16 protein-coding genes are annotated in these 19,249 nt (G+C 61.0%); 6 read left to right on the forward strand and 10 right to left on the reverse strand.

What is annotated here, in order from left to right; genetic code table 11:
- Positions 1-78: 78 nt before the first annotated feature.
- Positions 79-1,293 (reverse strand): ABC transporter substrate-binding protein, encoded by a 1,215-nt coding sequence (locus AC1DYW_RS08115; RefSeq protein ID WP_477225770.1) that lies wholly within the window; start codon positions 1,291-1,293, stop codon positions 79-81.
- A 163-nt stretch (positions 1,294-1,456) separates the two neighbouring features.
- On the opposite strand from AC1DYW_RS08115, the gene AC1DYW_RS08120 reads away from it, so the two are divergent.
- Positions 1,457-2,443, forward strand: a complete 987-nt coding sequence (locus AC1DYW_RS08120) for an aldo/keto reductase (RefSeq protein WP_477225771.1) — start codon at positions 1,457-1,459, stop codon at positions 2,441-2,443.
- 111 nt (positions 2,444-2,554) lie between these two features.
- Here the strand turns inward: AC1DYW_RS08120 and AC1DYW_RS08125 are convergent, their stop codons facing one another.
- Entirely contained in the window at positions 2,555-3,325 is a 771-nt protein-coding gene (locus AC1DYW_RS08125; RefSeq protein ID WP_477226411.1) for an alpha/beta fold hydrolase, read from the reverse strand.
- A 302-nt stretch (positions 3,326-3,627) separates the two neighbouring features.
- On the opposite strand from AC1DYW_RS08125, the gene AC1DYW_RS08130 reads away from it, so the two are divergent.
- On the forward strand, positions 3,628-4,125 hold the full coding sequence (locus tag AC1DYW_RS08130; protein ID WP_477225772.1) for a hypothetical protein: 498 nt from the start codon (positions 3,628-3,630) through the stop codon (positions 4,123-4,125).
- 714 nt (positions 4,126-4,839) lie between these two features.
- Here AC1DYW_RS08130 and AC1DYW_RS08135 read toward each other — a convergent pair.
- From AC1DYW_RS08135 to AC1DYW_RS08150, 4 genes are all read right to left on the reverse strand, one after another.
- Positions 4,840-5,559 carry a Crp/Fnr family transcriptional regulator gene (locus tag AC1DYW_RS08135; protein WP_477225773.1) on the reverse strand — a complete coding sequence of 240 codons (720 nt, stop codon included), beginning with the start codon at positions 5,557-5,559 and terminating at the stop codon, positions 4,840-4,842.
- A gap of 183 nt (positions 5,560-5,742) precedes the next feature.
- Positions 5,743-6,024: a hypothetical protein gene (locus AC1DYW_RS08140; RefSeq protein ID WP_143748636.1), complete on the reverse strand. Its 282-nt coding sequence runs from the start codon at positions 6,022-6,024 to the stop codon at positions 5,743-5,745.
- A 332-nt stretch (positions 6,025-6,356) separates the two neighbouring features.
- Positions 6,357-8,663: an AGE family epimerase/isomerase gene (locus AC1DYW_RS08145; RefSeq protein ID WP_477225774.1), complete on the reverse strand. Its 2,307-nt coding sequence runs from the start codon at positions 8,661-8,663 to the stop codon at positions 6,357-6,359.
- A gap of 28 nt (positions 8,664-8,691) precedes the next feature.
- Positions 8,692-10,212 (reverse strand): phosphomannomutase/phosphoglucomutase, encoded by a 1,521-nt coding sequence (locus AC1DYW_RS08150; protein ID WP_477225775.1) that lies wholly within the window; start codon positions 10,210-10,212, stop codon positions 8,692-8,694.
- 217 nt (positions 10,213-10,429) lie between these two features.
- Between AC1DYW_RS08150 and AC1DYW_RS08155 the strand changes: the two genes are divergently transcribed.
- From AC1DYW_RS08155 to AC1DYW_RS08165, 3 genes are all read left to right on the forward strand, one after another.
- On the forward strand, positions 10,430-10,765 hold the full coding sequence (locus AC1DYW_RS08155; RefSeq protein ID WP_457154860.1) for a hypothetical protein: 336 nt from the start codon (positions 10,430-10,432) through the stop codon (positions 10,763-10,765).
- Positions 10,766-10,971: 206 nt separating this feature from the next.
- Positions 10,972-12,855: a GumC family protein gene (locus AC1DYW_RS08160; protein WP_477225776.1), complete on the forward strand. Its 1,884-nt coding sequence runs from the start codon at positions 10,972-10,974 to the stop codon at positions 12,853-12,855.
- Between the two features lie 121 nt (positions 12,856-12,976).
- Complete coding sequence (locus AC1DYW_RS08165) at positions 12,977-13,771, forward strand: sugar transferase (RefSeq protein ID WP_457155505.1); 795 nt, start codon at positions 12,977-12,979, stop codon at positions 13,769-13,771.
- Between the two features lie 12 nt (positions 13,772-13,783).
- Here the strand turns inward: AC1DYW_RS08165 and AC1DYW_RS08170 are convergent, their stop codons facing one another.
- The 3 genes from AC1DYW_RS08170 to AC1DYW_RS08180 all read right to left on the reverse strand — a co-directional run bounded on the left by AC1DYW_RS08170 (position 13,784) and on the right by AC1DYW_RS08180 (position 16,466).
- Positions 13,784-14,020, reverse strand: a complete 237-nt coding sequence (locus AC1DYW_RS08170) for a hypothetical protein (protein WP_477225777.1) — start codon at positions 14,018-14,020, stop codon at positions 13,784-13,786.
- Between the two features lie 248 nt (positions 14,021-14,268).
- Complete coding sequence (locus AC1DYW_RS08175) at positions 14,269-15,579, reverse strand: polysaccharide biosynthesis/export family protein (protein ID WP_477225778.1); 1,311 nt, start codon at positions 15,577-15,579, stop codon at positions 14,269-14,271.
- A gap of 14 nt (positions 15,580-15,593) precedes the next feature.
- Positions 15,594-16,466, reverse strand: coding sequence for a glycosyltransferase family 2 protein (locus tag AC1DYW_RS08180; protein ID WP_477226412.1), 873 nt, complete (start codon positions 16,464-16,466; stop codon positions 15,594-15,596).
- Between the two features lie 245 nt (positions 16,467-16,711).
- Between AC1DYW_RS08180 and AC1DYW_RS08185 the strand changes: the two genes are divergently transcribed.
- On the forward strand, positions 16,712-17,944 hold the full coding sequence (locus tag AC1DYW_RS08185) for a glycosyltransferase (protein WP_457153831.1): 1,233 nt from the start codon (positions 16,712-16,714) through the stop codon (positions 17,942-17,944).
- Here AC1DYW_RS08185 and AC1DYW_RS08190 read toward each other — a convergent pair.
- Positions 17,937-19,127 carry a glycosyltransferase family 4 protein gene (locus AC1DYW_RS08190; RefSeq protein ID WP_477225779.1) on the reverse strand — a complete coding sequence of 397 codons (1,191 nt, stop codon included), beginning with the start codon at positions 19,125-19,127 and terminating at the stop codon, positions 17,937-17,939. The two genes, AC1DYW_RS08185 and AC1DYW_RS08190, sit on opposite strands and share 8 nt — an antisense overlap.
- Positions 19,128-19,249: the final 122 nt, after the last annotated feature.

Here is a 19,249-nt window from a genome sequence, read left to right on the forward strand (position 1 = left end):
TCAAGCCCTGCCTGCATTTCTGAGAAGGAGAGGTTGGCGGCGTGAGTGACGCCGCCAACTCAAGGTAGGTTCGCCAGATCAGCTCTTCGGTGCTTCGGCCGGCGGCTGTTGCATCGAGCAGGAGATGGCGCCGCCGGGTGCCGCGGCGCAGACCTCGGTGGCATGGGTGACCTGGTGGGTTGGATTGAAAGTCAAATCATCCGAGACCACGCCCTGATGGTGTAGCGTCAACAGCGCCTCGACAGTCTTGTCCGGATCGAAGCTGCCGGCCTTCTCCCAGGCCTCGGCGAGGAAGTGGACATAGTCGTGGTAAAGCAGCGACACCGACGAGGTCACGCCGTGGGGCGCGCCGGCGGCGAAGTAGGCGTCGAAATAGGCCTTGGCCTTCGGGTTGGACGACTCGCCCCAGCAGACCGGAACGCAGCTCATCGCCACCGGCACGTCGGCCGAAAGCTGCTTTTCCTTCCAGATGCCGGGGTCGACGCCGAACAGGAAGTAGCTCTTGGCGGCTCCCAGTTCGAGCGCCTGCGGCAGCGCCGTCAGCGTTGAATCGCCATTGTACCAGAAGTGGATGATATCCGGATTGAGGCTCTTGGCGCGGGTCAGGAACGGCGAGAAGTCGGTCGTGTCAGGCGGATAGAAGATGATGTCGGGGACGTCCTGCCCCTCGGCCTTCAGCGCCTTGAAATAATAGGACGACAGGAACTGGCCGGTGGCGTCGTTGCCGACGATCATGACCGATTTCTTCGGCTTATAGCCAAGCAGCGGCTCGAGCAGCGTCAGCACGCCGCGCGCGGTCGACCCGGACCGCTGGAATTCCTGCGGCTCGGACTGGAAGAGATAATGATCCTCGCCGCCCGGCTTGACCGAGTCCGGTGTCAGGATTTTCGCCAGCGTCGAATTGCCGGCGAAATGGATGATCTTGGCCGGCTGCGTGATCTTGGCCATGGCCAGCGTGAAGTCATGCGTTTCGGATCCGAAGATCGCCTGCACCTTCACGTCGCGCACCAGTTCCTGGGTGGCGGCGATTGCGGTCGCGATATCCGTGCGGTCGTCGCGTTTGACCATTTCCAGTTTGTAGTTCTTGCCGCCGACATTGATACCGCCGGCATCGTTGATCTGTTTCACGGCAAGTCCGACGCCTGCCGGCAAGGTATGGCCGGCGGAAACGAACGAGCCGGACTCCGCCGCGACGACGCCGATCTTGACGATGTTGTCCTCGGCCAATGCAGGATGAGCAAGCACGCCAAGGCACAAGGCCGCCGACGCGCCCATTTTCAGAACGGTTTTCAACTTGAGATCCTCCCGACTCCAAAATCATTGCAGTCTTACCGGGTTGTCATACAACCCTGTTATCTGGTAAATCCAACGAACGGGGATGTCAATCGCGTTGCCATGCGATAAAAGGCGGCCCGCAGATCAGCAATCACCACCAAGCCGCAGTTAGGAACAGGACATGCAGTCACGGAAATTCGGCCGTACCGGCCGCGACGTCAGCGAGATCGGCTTTGGCTCATGGGCGATCGGCGCCGCCTGGGGCGAGGTCAATGACGACGATGCGGTGGCCGCCCTGCATGCCGCACTCGACGCCGGCGTTACCTTCATCGATACCGCCGACGTCTATGGCGACGGCCGTTCCGAAAAGCTCATTGCCAGGGTGATGAAGGAGCGCGGCGGCGAGCGGCCGTTCATCGCCACCAAGGCCGGAAAGCGCCTGCCGGAGCAAACTGTCGAGGGGTTCAGCCAGAAGAACCTGACCGACTGGATCGACCGCAGCCTGAGATATCTCGAGGCCGACACGCTCGATCTGGTGCAACTGCATTGCCCGCTAACCGACCTCTACTATCACCCGGAAGTGTTCGAGCGGCTCGACCGTCTCGTCGAGCAAGGCAAGATCCGCAACTATGGCGTCAGCGTCGAGCGCGTCGAGGAGGCGCTGAAGGCGATGCAGTATCCCGGCGTCGTCAGCGTCCAGATCATTTTCAACGCCTTCCGCCAGCGGCCGGCGGAACTGTTCTTCGACCTGGCGAAAAAGAACGATGTGGCTGTTATCGCCCGCGTCCCGCTGGCCAGCGGCTTGCTGTCGGGCAAGTTCAAGGCGGACACCAAATTCGAGGACAGCGACCACCGCAAATTCAACCGCCATGGCGAGGCCTTCGACGTCGGCGAGACCTTCTCGGGCGTGCCCTATGAGGTTGGGCTGGCGGCGGTCGAGCGCATCCGGCCGCTGGTTTCCGGCGACACGACGATGGCCAAATTCGCCCTGCGCTGGATCCTGATGTTCGACGCGGTCACGGTGGTCATCCCGGGCGCCCGCAATCCGGCGCAGGCGATATCCAACGCCGAAGCGGCGGACCTTGCGCCGCTGTCGGATGAACTCATGGGCAAGATCCGGGATATCTACGACCAGGACATCAAGCCCCATGTGCACCAGCGCTGGTGATCGAAGGCCCGCAAGCCCTCGTCAGTTCACGGCGCGGCGGACCTGATGGCTGGGGCAGGCGTGTTCGCCCTCCATCAGTTTCCCCGCCCCAGCCGACTTCGCTTAGCTGAGCTACCCGGCGGCTTGCGAGATGAGCTGGGCGATCTCTTGCGGGTGAGAGATCAGCGACAAATGGCTTGCCTTCACCTCGATGGTCTTTGCGTTCATCCGCTTTGCCATGAAGCGCTCGAGATCCGGGTTGATCGTTCGATCCTCGGTCGAGACGGCATACCAGCTTGGCTTCGAGCGCCACGCCGCTTGCGTCGTCTTTCCGGTGAAAAGCTGGTCCGAGATCGGCCCCTGGACGGCATAGAGGATGCGCGCCTTCTCGTGAGCAATGTCGCCGGCGAAATCCCGCAGGAAAGCCTCCTCGCTGAGCTTGCCGTAGCCTTCGGACCAGACAAGGCCAGCGGAGGCAGGCGGCGCTGCAAAGGTCTTGGCGAGCGCCGTGTAGTCTTCGCCCGCGTCCGGAGCGCGCGCCGCGACATAGACGAGCGAGGAAACCTTGGGATCCGTGCCCGCCTCGGTGATGATCATGCCGGCAAAGGAATGTGCGACAAGTATCGTCGGTCCATCCTGGAGCGCGATCGCTCGCCGCGTTGCATCGACGCCCGCCTCCAGCGTGGTCAGCGGGTGCTGGACGACGGTTGCCCTGAAGCCGGCCTGCTGCAGGATGCCAACCACTTCCGACCAGCACGAGCCATCCGCATAAGCGCCATGGACCAGCACGACATTGCGGGCCTTGGGGCCTGTCTGCGCTTGCGACTTGTGGGAGCCGGCCAACAAGCCCGTCGCCACCCCGGCGACAAGTGCGGTGGAGAAAGTACGCCGATTTATCATGATCGTGAATTCCTTGGGCGGTTGGCAGATGGGGATCTGGTTTGTGCCGAGACTTCGGCCGAGACGAGTCGCAAGCGCTTTGTGCGGCGCTCACGTCCAGTCTTCGCAGCCCAGTGCGCCTTCATTACAGCCGTCACCGCTTCGTGATCGCCTGCCACGGGCTGCCTCCTTCAGGAATGCATTGTCCCCGCGACTATCCACAGGTTCGCCCGGCTATTTCGATGCGTGGGGCGGTGGCGTAGAATGACATAAATTCGGCGGGTCTGTAGCCCGCCAATGGCTTGGGAACGAGGCGGAGAGCTTGAATGCGGAACACGATGCTGGGCTTCACGGCACTTATCCTGGCCGCGTGCCAATCGGCTCCTGAAGCGCCGCAATCGGCCGCTCCCGAACCTGCGGCCATCGCGCCCCTGTCTACCTTGGATCCGGCCGCTGCTGCTCCTGGTTCGGCCACAATGGATCAATCCACAACGATCACCCCGCCAGCGAAGGGCGTTCCCGCAAAGTACGCCGCATTCTCGGGCATGTGGGCTGGACGGTTGGAGGGGACGTCCGAAGCCAAAGTCGCTGTGCAGACGATTTCTCCCAGAGGCGATGTGACGGCCACCGTTGCGTGGGGGAATCTGGGCGACAACAGTCCCGGAGAGGCAGCCGGCGCTGGAAGAATTGCGGGGAACACATTGAAGCTCAAGCGCCTCCCGAATGGCGCGGACGTCAGTCTTGTGATGCTGCCCGAAGGAACCTTGGCCGGAACCGTTGCGCTTGCCGGCCAGACCTACACGGGCCCGTTCATCAAGCAATGATCACTGAACCATCCAACCGGCCGCATTGATTGCGCATCGTCTTCCGGTTCCTCGCGGACTGTTCAAGCGTTCCGATGGTCACCGTGAAGGGCGCAACAGACGCCATCGTCGTGTCACATGCCTTCTTCCCGCGGCTTGATGAGAGCGGCCCGGCATCCCTTCTGTTGGGATGAGCTAGGACACCGGGCCTAACCGACAGGATGCCTGTGAGGAACAATGCCGCCGGCTGGATAATTTATGCGCCTCCGCTAATGTAAAGTGAAGCCATCCGAACGAGGGAACGCAACGGTCCGGTGATAACCGGCAAACCCGGTGACGACCTGCATCGTGAGCGTGTTCGAGTAGCTAGCTGGCGTACCGTTTTGACGACGAAGGACGAGGCGAAGGCTTTTTATCTCGCCAGGGAGATCGGAGACGAGGTGCCGACCGAAGAGATCACACCAAGAAGCGAAAACTGAAAATGGCCGGCACCTGTTGGGCGGGGGGCCTGGTTGGGGTAAAGGCGCCGGCCAGGCGGAACAGGTCCGCCACCCGAACAATCTAACAGACGGACCGCTGGCGCCTATGGTGTTATCGCGGAAGCAGGGCCGGACACCGGTGGACCCCTCAATGGGGTGCCGGCGACGCACATGGCGGCTTGGTGCCCGCTATCCCTGACACTTGATTTCTCGACGGGAGACTTCGAGGGACCAGGCGTCGTATTGCCGATACGACCTAGCTTTCGATATATTCGTGCTCGAATCCAGCAAACTTCGTCAGGCCCGGTTGATCGAGTACGCGCACCTGGCCTTGGCGGAATTCGAGAAACTTGCGCTCGCGCAATTCCCGCAGCATTCGATTGACATGAATTGGAGTGAGACCGAGAGCGTCCGCGAGATCGTACTGGGTGAGAGGGCATTCAAAGCTGTTCTGGGTAACAGAGCCGGTCCGTTCCAGACGCGCCTTCAGTTCGAGGAAGAGATGCGCTGTCCGCGCCAAGGCGCTGCGTCGTCCTACATTGGTGAGATGTTGAGCGAGAACCGCTCCGTTGTGCACGAGGGTTTCGAGAACAAGGGAGAAGAGATGGGGCGATTGCATGGCGGCAAGGGTAAATGTCTTGGTCGAAGCCACCAGCACCGTAAGTTCGGTTTGAGCCACGAACGTTTCAAGAGCGCTGCCCGAGTACGATTGAGGCAGGACGATATCGCCTCTCAGTGCAAAATCCAGGATCTGTCGCTGCCCGCCGGCGAGTTCATGGGATCTACAGCCCCAGCCCGACTCGACTATGAACATGCGATCGCTGTCCTCGCCCTGATTGACGATGACCGTCTCCGCCAGATAGCGCTTTGGCGTGAATCCCAACGTCTTGATAAGCGCCGCATCGTCGTCGTTAAGTCCGACATACGATGGACGATTTTCATTCCCGCGCGAAAAAGGATGTGAAGCGTACGTCATCTATAGCCCCGCCCAATGCCCCAAAATACCTCCCTCTGATGGAATGTACATCAAATTTGATGTGATGAGTATCCGTTGATGGCAAACTATCGATCGGTGTAGCGACGGCGCTTTTCGATGAAAATGCGCAGGTTCCACCGACTCGCCACCGGCACGCTACGAAATTGACACGTGGCGGCAGGACTAGGTTTTGTTTCTCTTGAAACTTTCCCGCATGGAGTCGACGATTTCGCTGGCAATGAGGCAGCTGCGATTGTCGACCTGATCGGCGGCATTTCGTAACGTCGTCGACGCGTCCTTCAGCAATCCTCTGATCTCGGCCGCTGACAACAGCTCGGATGCTTCGAGTTCCAGCAGCACGGATTCACTCACGTGCAGCGCGGCAAGCGCCACCGCTCTCGGCCTGGTAGCAAGCAGTTTTAGGAGGTCACCGCTGGCCCTGGCACGCGCTTTTTTTTTTGCCATAGTTGCGTCTCAACCGTTCGGACATGAAGGTTCATAGGCTCAAAATTACAACGCCTCGACGAGTTTGCCGCAACTCCAAGATCGGAAGAGGTCGCTCAATGCCTCTCTTTGAGGCATCCTGTAAGCATACTATCCCGGTTTGCAGCCACGACACAGAGGCACGGGATACCGAATTAGCCGTAGTTACCACCTCCCTACCACCTCTGGGCTACCGTGGTTACAAGCAGACGCAGGAGAAAGCATAGCTGCTCGTAGCCTCTTTGGATTGGCGTCGCTCAGGTTCGCCGTATACGACCACAGTGGCACGAACATCGTATCCCAGGATCGGCGCATTAGCGGCGGCTGAGGACCTGCTTCAGACCTGGCTTGCCCACATCCAAAGCTGGAAGCGGGAAAGGCTCGACCTGTCCACCGGTCTTGTCCAGATACTGCATCAACGCCGTCACCAGATGGTAGAAGATGCTTGCCGGGACTTCCGTCGCCACTGACCTTCCGCGCTCGTCGATCCTGTCGACCCACAAGCCAAGCGGTGCGGGATCGATATGCCATCTGAACAGGCGCGCGACGCGAGCTTCGATCTCGGGTTTCAGATCAGGCCCGCCAATGCCGTCCAGGGCGGCGGCTGCCTTGACGGCTTCGCATTGCGGCCAGCTGCGGGAGAACCGGTCGAGAGGCATTCCCTGCCGCGATACGGCTGCGTAAGCCAGACCTGTGGCTCGGTTCAATCCACTGGCGACCGCCGATGAATAGAGCTTCCTGGCGTAGGCGACCAGGTCTTTTTGCCCGCTCGCCCGCGCGAACTCGACAAGCAGCGAGGCCCATTCGAAATGATGCCCTGGTTCGGTCCATTGTCCTTTGTCTCCCGGCAAGGGCAGCCAATCGACGTCGAAATATTCCCCAAGCGTCCAGCTTTCCTGGTCGAAGAAATGGCACCGGAAGAGATCGATGACGCGTGCCGCCCGTCGCAGATAGGCACGGTCGCCGGTGACGCCGTACCAAGCAAGAAAGGATTCCAGCATGTGCATGTGCGGGTTCGAAGACCGTGCCCCGTTGGAGCCGGGGCTCTCGAGGAACCCGGTCAGGCTGTCGTCCTCGAGATGGGTGTCGACGAAATGAAATGTCTGTTGTGCAAGCCGCAGGGCGTCCTGATGGCCGCATCGATGAGCATGAGCCAGCGCCAGGAGCACGCAGGAATGATCGTAGGCGTCCTCCGTCGGGTCAGCCACGCTGCCGTTGGCATTGAGCGTGCGCACCCAGCCGCCACGGTCGGTGCGGCCGTATTTCGCGATGAAGTCGATACCGTGGTCGATGAGTTTGTCGGCCGGTCCAGTCCAGCCGCGTTCCTTGGCCACCGCGAAAGCATAGATCTGGCGAGCCATCGTCCGCATGCGCTTGGGTTTGCCCAACGGCCTTCCATCGAAGCCGAGAGCCTCGTGGAAGCCGCCATGCACATCGTCGACACCGGCAGTGGACCACAGTGGCAGGGTTTCTTCGAAGAGCCAGTGTTCGACACGCTTGCGCCATGAGCCGCTGATGATGACCCGGTCTTCCGAGGCGGTGAATTTGGTTTCGAGGCGTCCGCTCTTCTCCAGCTGTTCGACGACCTTCTTCACGTGCTGACTGTGGCTGACCGGGGCGACGAACACCGCGTCCGGCGTCGCCACTATCGCTACATCCTTCATTCCGACGACGGTCAGCAGCCTGCCCTGGCTTCTGAGGTAGGAGTTGCCGCAATCCATGGCGACGATGTCGCCCATGACGACGTTGCCGTCGCCGTCGGTCGGGCTGGCTTCCAGCAGCGATTGCCAAGATCCAAGGTCGTTCCAGCGGAAGGAAGCCGTGACCATCGCGATGTCGCCCGCATGCTCCATGATCGCGTAGTCGATCGACGTCGAGGGGACAGCCAGGTAGAAGCCCTGTGGCAGGTACAGACCCGAGACCTCGGTCCGCGCTGTCTTGTAGGCCCGTTCCGCAGTCTCCCAGATGTCCAGCTGGAAATCGAGAAAGGCCTGCCGCATGGCGTCGGCACGGAAAAGGAAGATGCCGGCGTTCCAGTAGAATCGTCCCGACGCCAGGTATTGGCGGGCCGTCTCGGCGTCTGGCTTTTCGACAAAGCGTGAAACCAAGGCTACTCGGTCACCATTTGCCGTGGCCTCGATGTAGCCATATCCGGTTTCGGGATGCGTCGGCTTGATGCCGAACACGATGATACTTCCTGCATCGGCGGCAGGCACGCCCGCCTCGACGGTTTCCCAGAATTGCGCTTCGGTCGATATCTGATGGTCGGACGGGACCACGAGCACCAGCGCGTCGGCGCCATGTTCGGAGATCGTTTGCAGGGTGGCAATGGCGACCGCGGCGGCGGTATTGCGGCCGACCGGCTCGAAGATCGGTCTGCCGCCGTTCAGGCCGAGCGGAGCAATGTCCGAGATGACGCGGTCGGCATGCCGTTCGGACGCTATCAAATAGATCGGCGTCTCACCGTCCGGCCGCGCCTTGAGGCGTCGAACAGTCTTCGCAAGCATGGAGCCGTCGCCCGAAAGGTCGTGGAATTGCTTGGGATTGTCTTCGCGCGAAAGCGGCCACAGCCGTGAGCCGACGCCCCCGCTCATGACGAAACTTACGATCCGGTCCGGCATGGTCCAATTCCTCTTCAGCCAATTCCCGTCAGAACGTCTGGTTGTAGGCTCCGACCTCTGGATTGCGGCGCAGCACGGCATCGAGAGCCTCGAACATCTCGCGGCGTCGTTCCGACGAGACGGGGCTTTCCACCACGACGACAATCTCCGGTTTGTTCGACGAAGCCCTGACCAGACCCCATGTGCCGTCCTGGGCAACCACACGGACCCCATTCACGGTGACGAGATTGGCCAGCGGCTGGCCAGCGAACTCGATCCCGTCCCCCTTCATTTTCGTGAATTCCCCGACAACTTTCGCGACCACGCCGTATTTCACCTCGTCCGGGCAGTGGGGCGACATGGTCGGGGTGCCGAAGGTCAGCGGCAGATCGCGGTAAAGGTCGGCAAGTGTCTTACCCTGGTTGCGGTCGAGCATCTCGCAGACGGCGATCGCGGTGAGGAGTCCGTCGTCGTAGCCGCGTCCAATCGGCGGGTTGAAGAAGAAATGCCCCGACTTCTCGAAACCAGCGATGGCATTGAGTTCGGCAACGCGCCTCTTGATGTGGGAGTGCCCGGTCTTCCAGTAATCCGTCCTTGCACCGTTCTGCAGGAGGACGGGATCTGTCATGAAAAGGCCCGTCGACTTGACGTCCACGACGAAGGCGGATTTCGGGTGCAGGCCGGAGATGTCTCGCGCCAGCATGACGCCGACCTTGTCTGCGAAAATCTCGTTGCCTTCGTTGTCGACCACGCCGCAGCGGTCGCCGTCGCCGTCGAAGCCGAGCCCGACATCGGCACCCGTCTCCAGAACCTTGTCCCGGATCGCGTGCAGCATCTGCATGTCTTCGGGATTGGGGTTGTAATGCGGAAACGTGTGGTCGAGCTCAACGTCCAGCGGGATGACTTCGCAGCCGATGCCTTCCAGCACCTGCGGTGCAAAAGCGCCGGCGGTTCCGTTGCCGCAGGCCGCCACCACCTTGAGCTTTCGGCCGAGGTTCCTTCCGGCAGTCAGGTCTTCGATGTATCTCTCGCGAAATCCGGATACGAATTCATAGCTTCCCCCGCCTATGAGATCGAAATCGCCGTCCAGCACGACCGCTTTCAAAGCGGTCATCTCATCAGGCCCGAATGTCAGAGGCCTCTGCGCTCCCATCTTCACGCCGGTCCAGCCGTTCTCGTTGTGGGAGGCCGTCACCATGGCCACCGACGGAGCGTCGAGCGCGAACTGGGCGAAATAGGCCGTGGGAGAAAGTGCCAGGCCGATGTCTTTGACGCGCGCGCCGGCCGCCATCAGGCCGGAGACCAGCGCCATCTTGATCGCCATGGAATAGCTGCGGAAATCATGGCCAGTGACGATGTCAGGGCCAACGCCCATTCGGCGGATCAAGGTGCCGAGCCCCATGCCGATCGCCTGAACGCCCATCAGATTGAGTTCGGGTTCTTTGTCCGAGCCTGGCTGCCCGAACCACCAGCGCGCGTCGTATTCCCGGAAGCCAGTGGCTTTGACCAGGGCGCTGGTTTCGAAGGCGAATGTGTTTGGCCTGGCTTGGCCGACTATGGTCACGGTCACGGTTTCCGCTCAGCAGTTACAGGCGAATAGTCCTAGCACGCTGCCGGACGCAGCCCCCTTCATGAATTCGAGTAGCCCTAACGCGCTGGTTTGCACCCCCTCATCCAATAGGAGCATGACCGCCGATGGCCGAAAGGATGTCTCGTCCAGGCAATGGGGTCTTGTATTCTATAAGGTGCGTCCTGCTCGGGCGCCGACGAGAAAGGTGGGCTGCAAGATGCCGCTGACCGCATTCAAGTACCCGTTCCGCGAGGACGTCGACGAAAGGCGGTTCGGTCGCCTGGCTCGGCTTCTCGAGCTCATTCAAGTGGAAATCGAAAGGGAATCCGCGGCACTGCGTCCGTCCGTGGAAAGGATGACGGACTGCGCCGCGTTCGCTTTGGAGGCCATGGAAAATGGCGAGAGCCCCGAATGCATATCCGAGCGGATCGATTCCCTTGCGCGCGACCTGGCACTCAGCCGCGGACGGCAGGCCTTGCTGGAACAGCAGAAGTCTTTTGTCGACAGGACCAGAGCAGGGCTGCCGGGCATTCTCCCTTCCCATAGGGCGTAGGTCCCTACGCCAATTGGCGGCGTTTAACCTTCCCTGACGCAGGCGTAATCTTTTCGCGGCAAGTCTGGGATCGAGGGGCCTCAGCTTTCAATGAAAACATCGGCTGAATGTCATCGACCGCCAGCATGGGGACCGCCTGCATGGGAACCGCCTGCATGGGGACGGCGTGCGCGCAGGATTTCCCGCACGCCTGCAGGAGAATTTGAATGAACCGCATGTTTCCCAATCAATGGCCTCCGGCAGCGGACCAGCAGGCTTCCGTCAGTCAGGAGTTTATTGGCCTCTCCGACATAACCGAATTTCTGCGGCACTACGTTGGAACCATCTTCGCCTGCCTTGCTGCGGCTCTCTTGGTGGCCGGGTTCTACAATTCGACCACCGACCCAACTTTCATCGCCAGCGCGCAGATTCTGATCGAGCCGAAATTGCCACAACACTTGCAGGAGGGTGGCGAAGTAGATCTGTCGTTGGACACCGCCCAGGTGGAAAGCCAGATAGCAGTGATGCAGTCGGAAAAGATCGCCGCGATGGTCCTCGACCAGTTGAAACTCGTCGACGACCCCCAGTTCAACCGTCCGCAGACTCCGACTTTGCGGGAGAGATTCAAGAAGATAGGATCAGTCCTGCTCGATGCTTCCGAGCTTAGGAAGAGCGCCTGGCTGACGTCGCTTGCGCAGCATTTTGGCCAAGGCGTGCCTGAAACACCCGTGACGCTGACCGATTACCAAAAGTCCCGGCGCAGCATGTTGATTTTCCGCAACGGCCTCGACGTCCGCAGAGTCGGCGTTTCCTACGCGATAGACATATCCTTCACCTCTCTCGATGCCGAAGGTGCAGCCAAGGTTGCGAACGCCACGGCCGATGCCTTCGTGCGTGAGCAGATCGAAACCAAGGCCGACGCGGCAAGGGAAGGCGGCGCGTGGCTCGAGATGCGCCTTAAGCAACTGCGCACCCAGATGAACGAGGCCATGGCGAAGGCGCAAGAGTTCCGGTCACGGCACGACTACAGCGTCGGCGGTGAAGCCACGGACGAAGGTGGGGCGAACGCAGTGCCGACGCTCGAAGAACTCGAGGTGACTGCTGAAACCTACCAGAAGATGTACGAGAGCTTCCTGCAGGCCTACACCAACTCGGTAAGCCAGCAGTCGTACCCGGTCGCCGACGCAAGGGTGATCACAGCTGCGACGGCGCCGCTCTATCCGAGCACTCCAAGGCCGAAGCTGATGCTGGCCTTCGCGGCGGTTGCCGGCCTCATTTTCGGCATCGGACTTTCGTTTGTGAGGCATACGTTCGACTGGACCATCAGGTCAGCACGACTCATCCGGGAGAATTTGGGTGTCGAATGCGTCGGAGAGCTGCCGCCCACCACCAAGAGAAGGGAATCCGGCCACCTCGACGAAGTCGCAAGATATCCGCACTCCAGATACAGCCACAGTCTCAGGAAAGTGCGAACCGAAATCAGCCTTGCGGAAACCAGCCGCCCGATCAAGTTGCTTGGGCTGACGGCTGTATCCAACGACAGTTCGAAGAGCTCAGTCGCCAGCAATCTTGCCACGCTGTATTCGATGTCCGGGCTGAAGACGCTGGTAATTGACGCCGACATCAGGCGACCGACACTGACTACGCGGCTGCTCGGCCCGTCGGGCGCCCTCGACAAACCGTGCCAGGACCCCGTCCGGCTTAATATCGTCCGCGCTCCTGGGCGGCCGTTCGACTTGCTTCCAAGTTCGGTGGTGGATGCCAGGCACCTGCTGTCACCAAGCAACATGGAGGCGTTCCTCCTGGATCTGACCGCTCGCGACCTTGCCGCCTACGAACTTGCTGCCTACGACATTGTCATCCTGGACCTGCCGACGCTTGCCTCGGGAGCCGACGAATTGATTGTCGGATCCGTCCTGGATGGCGTCGTCGTCGTTGCCCAGTGGGGCAAGACACATGTCCAAACGTTGCGGGAACTCGTCAGGACGCTGCAGGCCAGCAGGACGCCCATCCTGGGCGTGCTCCTGACGAAGGCCCGCGCGATGAAGTCCAAGCCCCGCATGAAACTGGTGGCGAGACATTCCTCCCTCGGAGGTCGCAAAAGCGTGTAGGGGGATCATTCCTTGGGATTAGGGGGTAGCCCTGGAGCGTCACGCTACCTCCTTTGCCTTTCTTGCCGACAAGCCCCGACCTTGGAAGAGTGATCGGAACAATTCGAACAGCAACCGTCCCATGTCAACAAACACCTTCGAGTCGCATCAGGGAACCCCGATCTGGGTTCAGCCGCCTCTTCCCGTGGCGGCTGACAGCCGAACGGCAGTCCTGCACGTTGTTCCTGCGCCCGACCACAACAGTGCCGGGGCAGTATTGACAGACCTGTCGCCCGCCATCAGGACGGGAACGACGAACCCTCCCATCGGAGGTCTCCTGAAGCGGCTCATGGATCTGGTCATAGCGGGCACGGCGCTTGTCATGGCTGCGCCTGTGATGATCGTCGTTGCCCTGCTGATCAGGATCACGGCAGGAGGCCCGGCAGTGTTCTCGCACAGCCGTATCGGGTTCGGGGGAAAGCCATTCGATTGCTATAAGTTCCGCTCGATGGTTGCCAATTCGGAAGAAGTTCTGAAAGCATATCTCGAAGCCAACCCGCATGTCTGCAAGGAGTGGGAAGAGACCCACAAGATCAGGAACGACCCTCGCGTCACGCTGCTTGGGTGGATGCTGCGCAAGTCGAGCCTCGACGAACTCCCCCAGCTCTTCAACATCATCCGTGGCGACATGAGCTGCGTGGGCCCAAGGCCCATCGTAAAGGACGAACTCATACGCTACGGCGACCACCTGGGGGAATACCTTCGGACAAGGCCGGGACTCACCGGTCTCTGGCAGGTGAGCGGAAGAAGCAGCATGGACTACGCCAACCGCGTGGCGCTCGACAGCCAGTATGTGCGGAACTGGTCGATCTGGCTCGACATCGTGATCTTGTTCAGGACGATTTTCGCAGTGATGCGCTTCGACAGGGCTGCCTGAAGTCCCGACCGCTCACCCTTCCGTCCGCTTCCAGTGGACGGACAGCGACAGGCCGACGATGTAGGCGCAAGCCAATACGAATGCCAGGATCAGGAATTTGGTGACGGTCACATGGCCGGGCAACCCAAGGCCATTCCAGGCAAAGCTTCCGATCACAAGCAGTGCGGTAGCCGCGATCAGGGCGGGAGCCTTGAACCGCAGTCCCAACAGAACGCCCCCCGCCGATACAGCCACGACACTCATGAGCACCGAAATCTCCAATGATACCCGCAGCACTGATCGACTCACTGCGGCAGGGAAGGTTTCGTCAGCGTGTGCTCACTGATATGCGGCCTCAAAGTGCATGGCAAGTGCCAGGGTATTGCGCAGACGATCCGGTTAGGCATAGCCCCCAGTTTTCTTGCGCCCTTGTTCTTCGTGCTTCCAGGCGGCTTCCAGCCGAAGCGCAGGCCAATGGGTGCGACGGGTGAGGACCTCACTGAACCATGCAAGTTTGATCAGTTGGTGCCCTGAATCGGGAGCGTCTCTGCCTGCACGCTGCCGCCTGCAGGGAGGGCGGCCAAGCCGGACGGCGGCGGGGGGATATCGATCTTCACGGTATCGCCTGGCTCGATCGGCGTGGTTTCCTCAGCCGTGAGCTCTTGCGAGCCGCTGTCCGTCATCCTCACGATCTTGAAGATCGGCTTGGCCCGTTCGCCGCGCTCTCTAAGGGCGAGCAGAGCAGGTGCCGTGACCTCGGTATCGTGCAGTAACTGCACCGCGGTGTTGGCCTTGCTGGTCACTTCGTTGAGCTGCAACTGCGTCTCGCGCAAGGAAGCGGCGACTTCGCTGGCTTGGCTATTGGCGAGGTTGAGGATCTCGATGTCGGTCTTGCTTATCTCCTGCCTGACTCGCAAAAGCGAGGTCTCGGCAACCAACCTGTCGCTCTGCATCTGTGCGACCGTTCCCTGTAGAGAGAGTTCCCGCGGTGCAACCGCCAACCCCTTCTGGACAAGGGCCGAAACACCCGCGAGTTCCTTCTGGATGAGTTCGATCTGTTGGTCGTGGAAGGCCATCTGCTGGCCGAGCGAGGTCAGTTCCTTTTCGAGGAAATCCTTGAGTTCGCGGAGCGCACGGAGTTGTGTCGCCATGGCGTCCTTGCGGACAGCGAAGATCTTGCGCTCCTGCTCCATCGCAACCGCGACCGTCTCGTTCGAAGCTCTGTCCATCAGTTGCGCAGGGAAGGCGATGTCGTCGCTGCCAGCCAGTTCCGATTCCAGCCGCGCTTTGCGGGCGAGCAGACTGACGTTGCTCAGCGCCAACAGACCCACGTCGCCCTGGCCCGCGATGACTTCACGCTCGAGCCTCGACATGTCCTCCTCGCGTGTTCGCAGGCCGCCGGCGATTCCCATCGCCTGCAAGACCGTCAGTCCGGGCCTGAAGGGAAACTCGCCGGGCTGCGTGACGTAGCCGACGATGTAGAACGGCCTGTACTGGACAATCTCGACGGCGACATCCGGCTGGCGGCCGAGTCCCATCTGCTGCATCAGGCGGTCGCCGATCGCACGGGCGAGGTCGCCGGGGGCGGTGCCTTGCGCTCGTATCTGGCCGACGAATGGAAGGAAGAGCGTGCCGTCGGCACCGACAACGAAGCTGTCGTTGAGAGCGGTCCATTCGAAGATCACGTCGCGTGATGCGCGCCATTCGTAAACCTTGAGCCTGACCTTGTCCTGGGGTCCGAGGAGATACTCGGCAGCCATCGTCGGCAAGGGGCAGGCAGCTGCTGCCGCCAATGAAGCCGCCACCACCGTCAAGAGCCATTTCCGCATTGTCTTTCCCGCCGTCAGATTTTCAGGATGTATTCGGGTTCGATTCGTCCCATGGCGATGTGCAGGATCGCCAGCATGTTGCCCCTGAGCCTGCCCCTGCGATCGATATACGGCTCGGGCCGCAGGCTCTTTGCGAGGTTGGCTGCAATATTCCTGAACATCAGGGGAAGCGCGAAAGAGGCCGGAACGGAGCCCTTCCTGATCAGGTAGATCGCATTCGCAACCTGGGAATAGCCGAACCGCTTTCCGCTGACCCGGCCTGACTTGATACCGAGGTGGACGCCCGTGATTTCAGTGACGCAGACCACGCGACCTTTGGATCTCATTTGGCTGGTGAAGTCGATGTCTTCCTGCCAGCCGTACAGGACCAGGCGCTCGTCGAAGCGCAAATCTCCGACAAACGAGGACCGGAAGGACATGTTGCATCCGTACGCACCGACATGATCGACCACCGGTGGCCCATCATGTTTTTTGCCGCGGGCTTCCCGCAAGGCGGCTTCGGCATCTTCCCAGGTGAGGCCGGCATTCGTGGCCCCGTCCCTGACGACCATGCCCATCACCACCGCCCATCCGTCATTTTCCACGAAAGCTTTCTCGACCTGCGCCAGGTATTCGGTGGACGGAACGAAATCGTCGTCGAAGAATGTGATGATGTCGAAGCGCGCCAGGGAAGGTACGAGAGCCGTGTTCCGCTGGGCAGACGATCCCATCGGTCCGAAAACGAGCGACAAGGGGAAAGGACAATCTTCCGGCAGTTCGACATGCGTGGCGTCGGGCGCAGACACGATGACCTCGTCAGGAAGTCTCGTCTGGTCACCCAAATACCGAAGCAGGCGCGCGACCTGTCCGCGGCGGCCAAGGGTCGGGATTATCACTGCGAGTCTCATGCTCGATCCAGTTTCGGTTCCCGCCGAACCTAGACCGACGAGGGGACCGAAACAGCCTGCATAAAAGGTGACGGAAGCAGCTTGGCCTACCCCCGGACACAGGCTTTCGGAGTATCCCTGTAAACGACCCACAGCCATAAGTATTAGATAGGCATGCGTCCGGAACAGCCTGTAACCGATCGTACAACTTGCCGGGGCAACAAGATGGAATGGAGACTGCTGGCCTGACGAGGCTAGGGGGAACCATGCTCCACGAACGCTCTTCCGATTTGGCGGTCGCGGCCAAGGTCGATGTGCCCATCGAGGAGTTCCCGGCCGCACCGGGGCCTGCCGTCGACAGGTATGCGAAGATAGCGGTCGTTCATGACTGGTGTCCGAATTTCCGGGGAGGGGAACGGGTTCTGGCGCAAATCTGCAAGCAGTTCCCCAATGCCGAAGTCTTCACGCTTTTCGATTTCCTGCCGCCCGAGGTGAAGGAGCAATATTTCCACGACGTGGAATTCCATACCTCCGCGGCCAACCGGATCCCGATGGTCCAGAAATTCTATCGATCACTCTTCTTCTTTTGTCCCTTCCTGATCGAACAGTTCGACGTGACAGGCTACGATGCGGTGATCTCGTCTTCGGCCGCATTTTCGCGCGGCGTGATCACCAGGCCGGACCAGCCGCATCTATGCTATGTGCACAGCCCCGTCCGCTACGCCTGGGACGAGCAGTTTTCGTATCTTCAGCAAGGGCGGCTTGGCTTCGGGCCCAAGGGAATGCTCTATCGGTACATGCTGCATCGCCTGAGGACGTGGGACACGAGAACCGCGCACGGTCCGGACCTGATGCTGGCGAATTCGAACTATGTCCGCTCCCGAATCCAGCATATTTACGGGCGCGCGGCGCGCGTCGTTTTCCCGCCGGTCTCACTGGGGGAACTGCCCTGTGTGGAGGACAAGGACGATTACTACGTTTCGGCGTCCTTCCTCGCCCCTTACAAGCGCACCGACCTCGTCATCCGGGCCTTCAACGAGATGCCGTCGCGGCGACTGGTCATCGTTGGCGAAGGACAGCAATCAGCCAGCTTGCGGGCGCTTGCTGGTCCCAACATCACCTTCTCGGGTTACCTGCCCCGGAAAGACTATGTGGACACCCTGGCGCGGGCGAAGGCGATGGTCTTTGCGGGCTGCGAGGATTTCGGCATAGCGCTGGCCGAGGCGCAGGCCTGTGGGACGCCGTTGGTCGCCTTCGGCCGCGGCGGGGCCGTCGACATCGTACAGCGCCTGGGATCATCCCCCGAGCCGACAGGGGTCCTGTTCAAGGCTCAGACCGTCGAGCACCTCAAGGAGGCCGTCGAACGGTTCGAAGCGAACAGCCATGCCATCACACCCCGCGCTTGCGCCAGGAATGCCGGACGCTTTTCCGAGGAGAACTTCGACCGCGCGATCCTGGAATCACTCGGGGCCGTCCAGGCACTTCACGAGATCATGTGAATTCGCGAGCCCTGACGATCTTCGCTTCCGCATCGACGCCGTCCGCGGCCGCCATCGCCTTGAGATAACGCAAGGCCGTCGCCCTCCAGCTGTATGCCGAGGCTCTCGCCCTTCCCTTGCCTATCATCTGCAGTCGCAAGGCCTGGGAACCGCGAAGCTGCGCGAAACTGTCGAACCATGCGTTCGGGTCGTCGGGCGGTGCAAACAGCGCTGCGCCGCCGCAGACTTCAGGCAGGCTGGCGCGGTCGGAAACCACCACGGGGCAGCCGACGGCCATCGCCTCAAGGGCCGGGAGACCGAAGCCCTCCGTGAGCGAGGGGAAAGCCAGGCATAGCGAGTCCCTGAGCAGGGCCGCCAATTCGCCATCGGAAACGCGGCCGAGCCAGTGGATGTTTCGAGCTTCGGTCCTGGCCGTCCCTGACCTGAAGACGCGCGAATCCGACATGCCGACGATCGCTATTCTGAGGCCGGCCTCGCCAAGACGATCAGCCATGTTCAGGAGGAGATCCACATTCTTGTGGGGCGCGGCACTGCCGATCAGGACAACGGTTTCCCGCGAGGCCGCCAGCCGTGTCTGTGCCGAGTGTTCAGGCTTCCATCGCAAGGCATGCTCATGGCCGTTCGGCGCGACGAAAGCCCGTTCTGTCGGGATGACGCCGCGGCGAACCAGTTCATCCAGGGAGTAGTTGGAAACTGTAGAAATTCCGCACGCCGTCTTGCCGAGGCCGGGCAACAGGTTCCTGTAGAGAAGCTTGAAGGCAAGGGAGTAGCTCTGCGGGGCGTTCCAGACATTTGCATCATGGATGCAGACGATATGCTTGCGGGAAAGCAGCGGCCCGGTGTTGCAGAGGCTGAGCAGTCCGCTGCCATCGAGGGATGAGGCGAGTTGCACCTGCTCCCAGACATGCCCGCTCGTGCGGCCGATCTCGCGACGTTCAATGAAAGCCAGGGGGATGTCCCCGGACCCGGGCGGACAGTGCAGACTGAGTTCGAGGCCGCGGGCGAGCGGCTCCTGTTCCGCGATCAAGGCGTCGAGAGAGTGAACGACCTCGCGCGCATAACGCTGGACACCTGTTGTCGGCTGGGAAAGAAAACGCCCATTGATGGTCCAACGCCGCGCCATGTCGTCCCCCTTTGAAACCTTCAATGTGGAGCCGCAAAGACGCCAGGTCACCATGGCCATCGGGTCATCCGACTAAGCGGCAATCATCCGGATAGGCGAGGTCGGACAGCGTGCCTACCTCAAACGTTTGAGGGCCTTGGTGCCCCCGGGGATGCTAGTCTGGTCCAAGGTGCGGGAAGGAC

It is taken from the genome of Mesorhizobium sp. P2_D5 (genome assembly GCF_056404355.1).

Bases quoted from the DNA above. Each gene is read 5' to 3' on its own strand.
- AC1DYW_RS08165 (WP_457155505.1), top strand. From the start codon at position 12,977: ATGTCAACAAACACCTTCGAGTCGCATCAGGGAACCCCGATCTGGGTT.
- AC1DYW_RS08175 (WP_477225778.1), bottom strand. From the start codon at position 15,579: ATGCGGAAATGGCTCTTGACGGTGGTGGCGGCTTCATTGGCGGCAGCA.
- AC1DYW_RS08160 (WP_477225776.1), top strand. From the start codon at position 10,972: ATGAACCGCATGTTTCCCAATCAATGGCCTCCGGCAGCGGACCAGCAG.
- AC1DYW_RS08120 (WP_477225771.1), top strand. From the start codon at position 1,457: ATGCAGTCACGGAAATTCGGCCGTACCGGCCGCGACGTCAGCGAGATC.
- AC1DYW_RS08145 (WP_477225774.1), bottom strand. From the start codon at position 8,663: ATGCCGGACCGGATCGTAAGTTTCGTCATGAGCGGGGGCGTCGGCTCA.
- AC1DYW_RS08135 (WP_477225773.1), bottom strand. From the start codon at position 5,559: ATGACGTACGCTTCACATCCTTTTTCGCGCGGGAATGAAAATCGTCCA.
- AC1DYW_RS08140 (WP_143748636.1), bottom strand. From the start codon at position 6,024: ATGGCAAAAAAAAAAGCGCGTGCCAGGGCCAGCGGTGACCTCCTAAAA.
- AC1DYW_RS08185 (WP_457153831.1), top strand. From the start codon at position 16,712: ATGCTCCACGAACGCTCTTCCGATTTGGCGGTCGCGGCCAAGGTCGAT.
- AC1DYW_RS08130 (WP_477225772.1), top strand. From the start codon at position 3,628: ATGCGGAACACGATGCTGGGCTTCACGGCACTTATCCTGGCCGCGTGC.
- AC1DYW_RS08190 (WP_477225779.1), bottom strand. From the start codon at position 19,127: ATGGCCATGGTGACCTGGCGTCTTTGCGGCTCCACATTGAAGGTTTCA.
- AC1DYW_RS08180 (WP_477226412.1), bottom strand. From the start codon at position 16,466: ATGAGACTCGCAGTGATAATCCCGACCCTTGGCCGCCGCGGACAGGTC.
- AC1DYW_RS08155 (WP_457154860.1), top strand. From the start codon at position 10,430: ATGCCGCTGACCGCATTCAAGTACCCGTTCCGCGAGGACGTCGACGAA.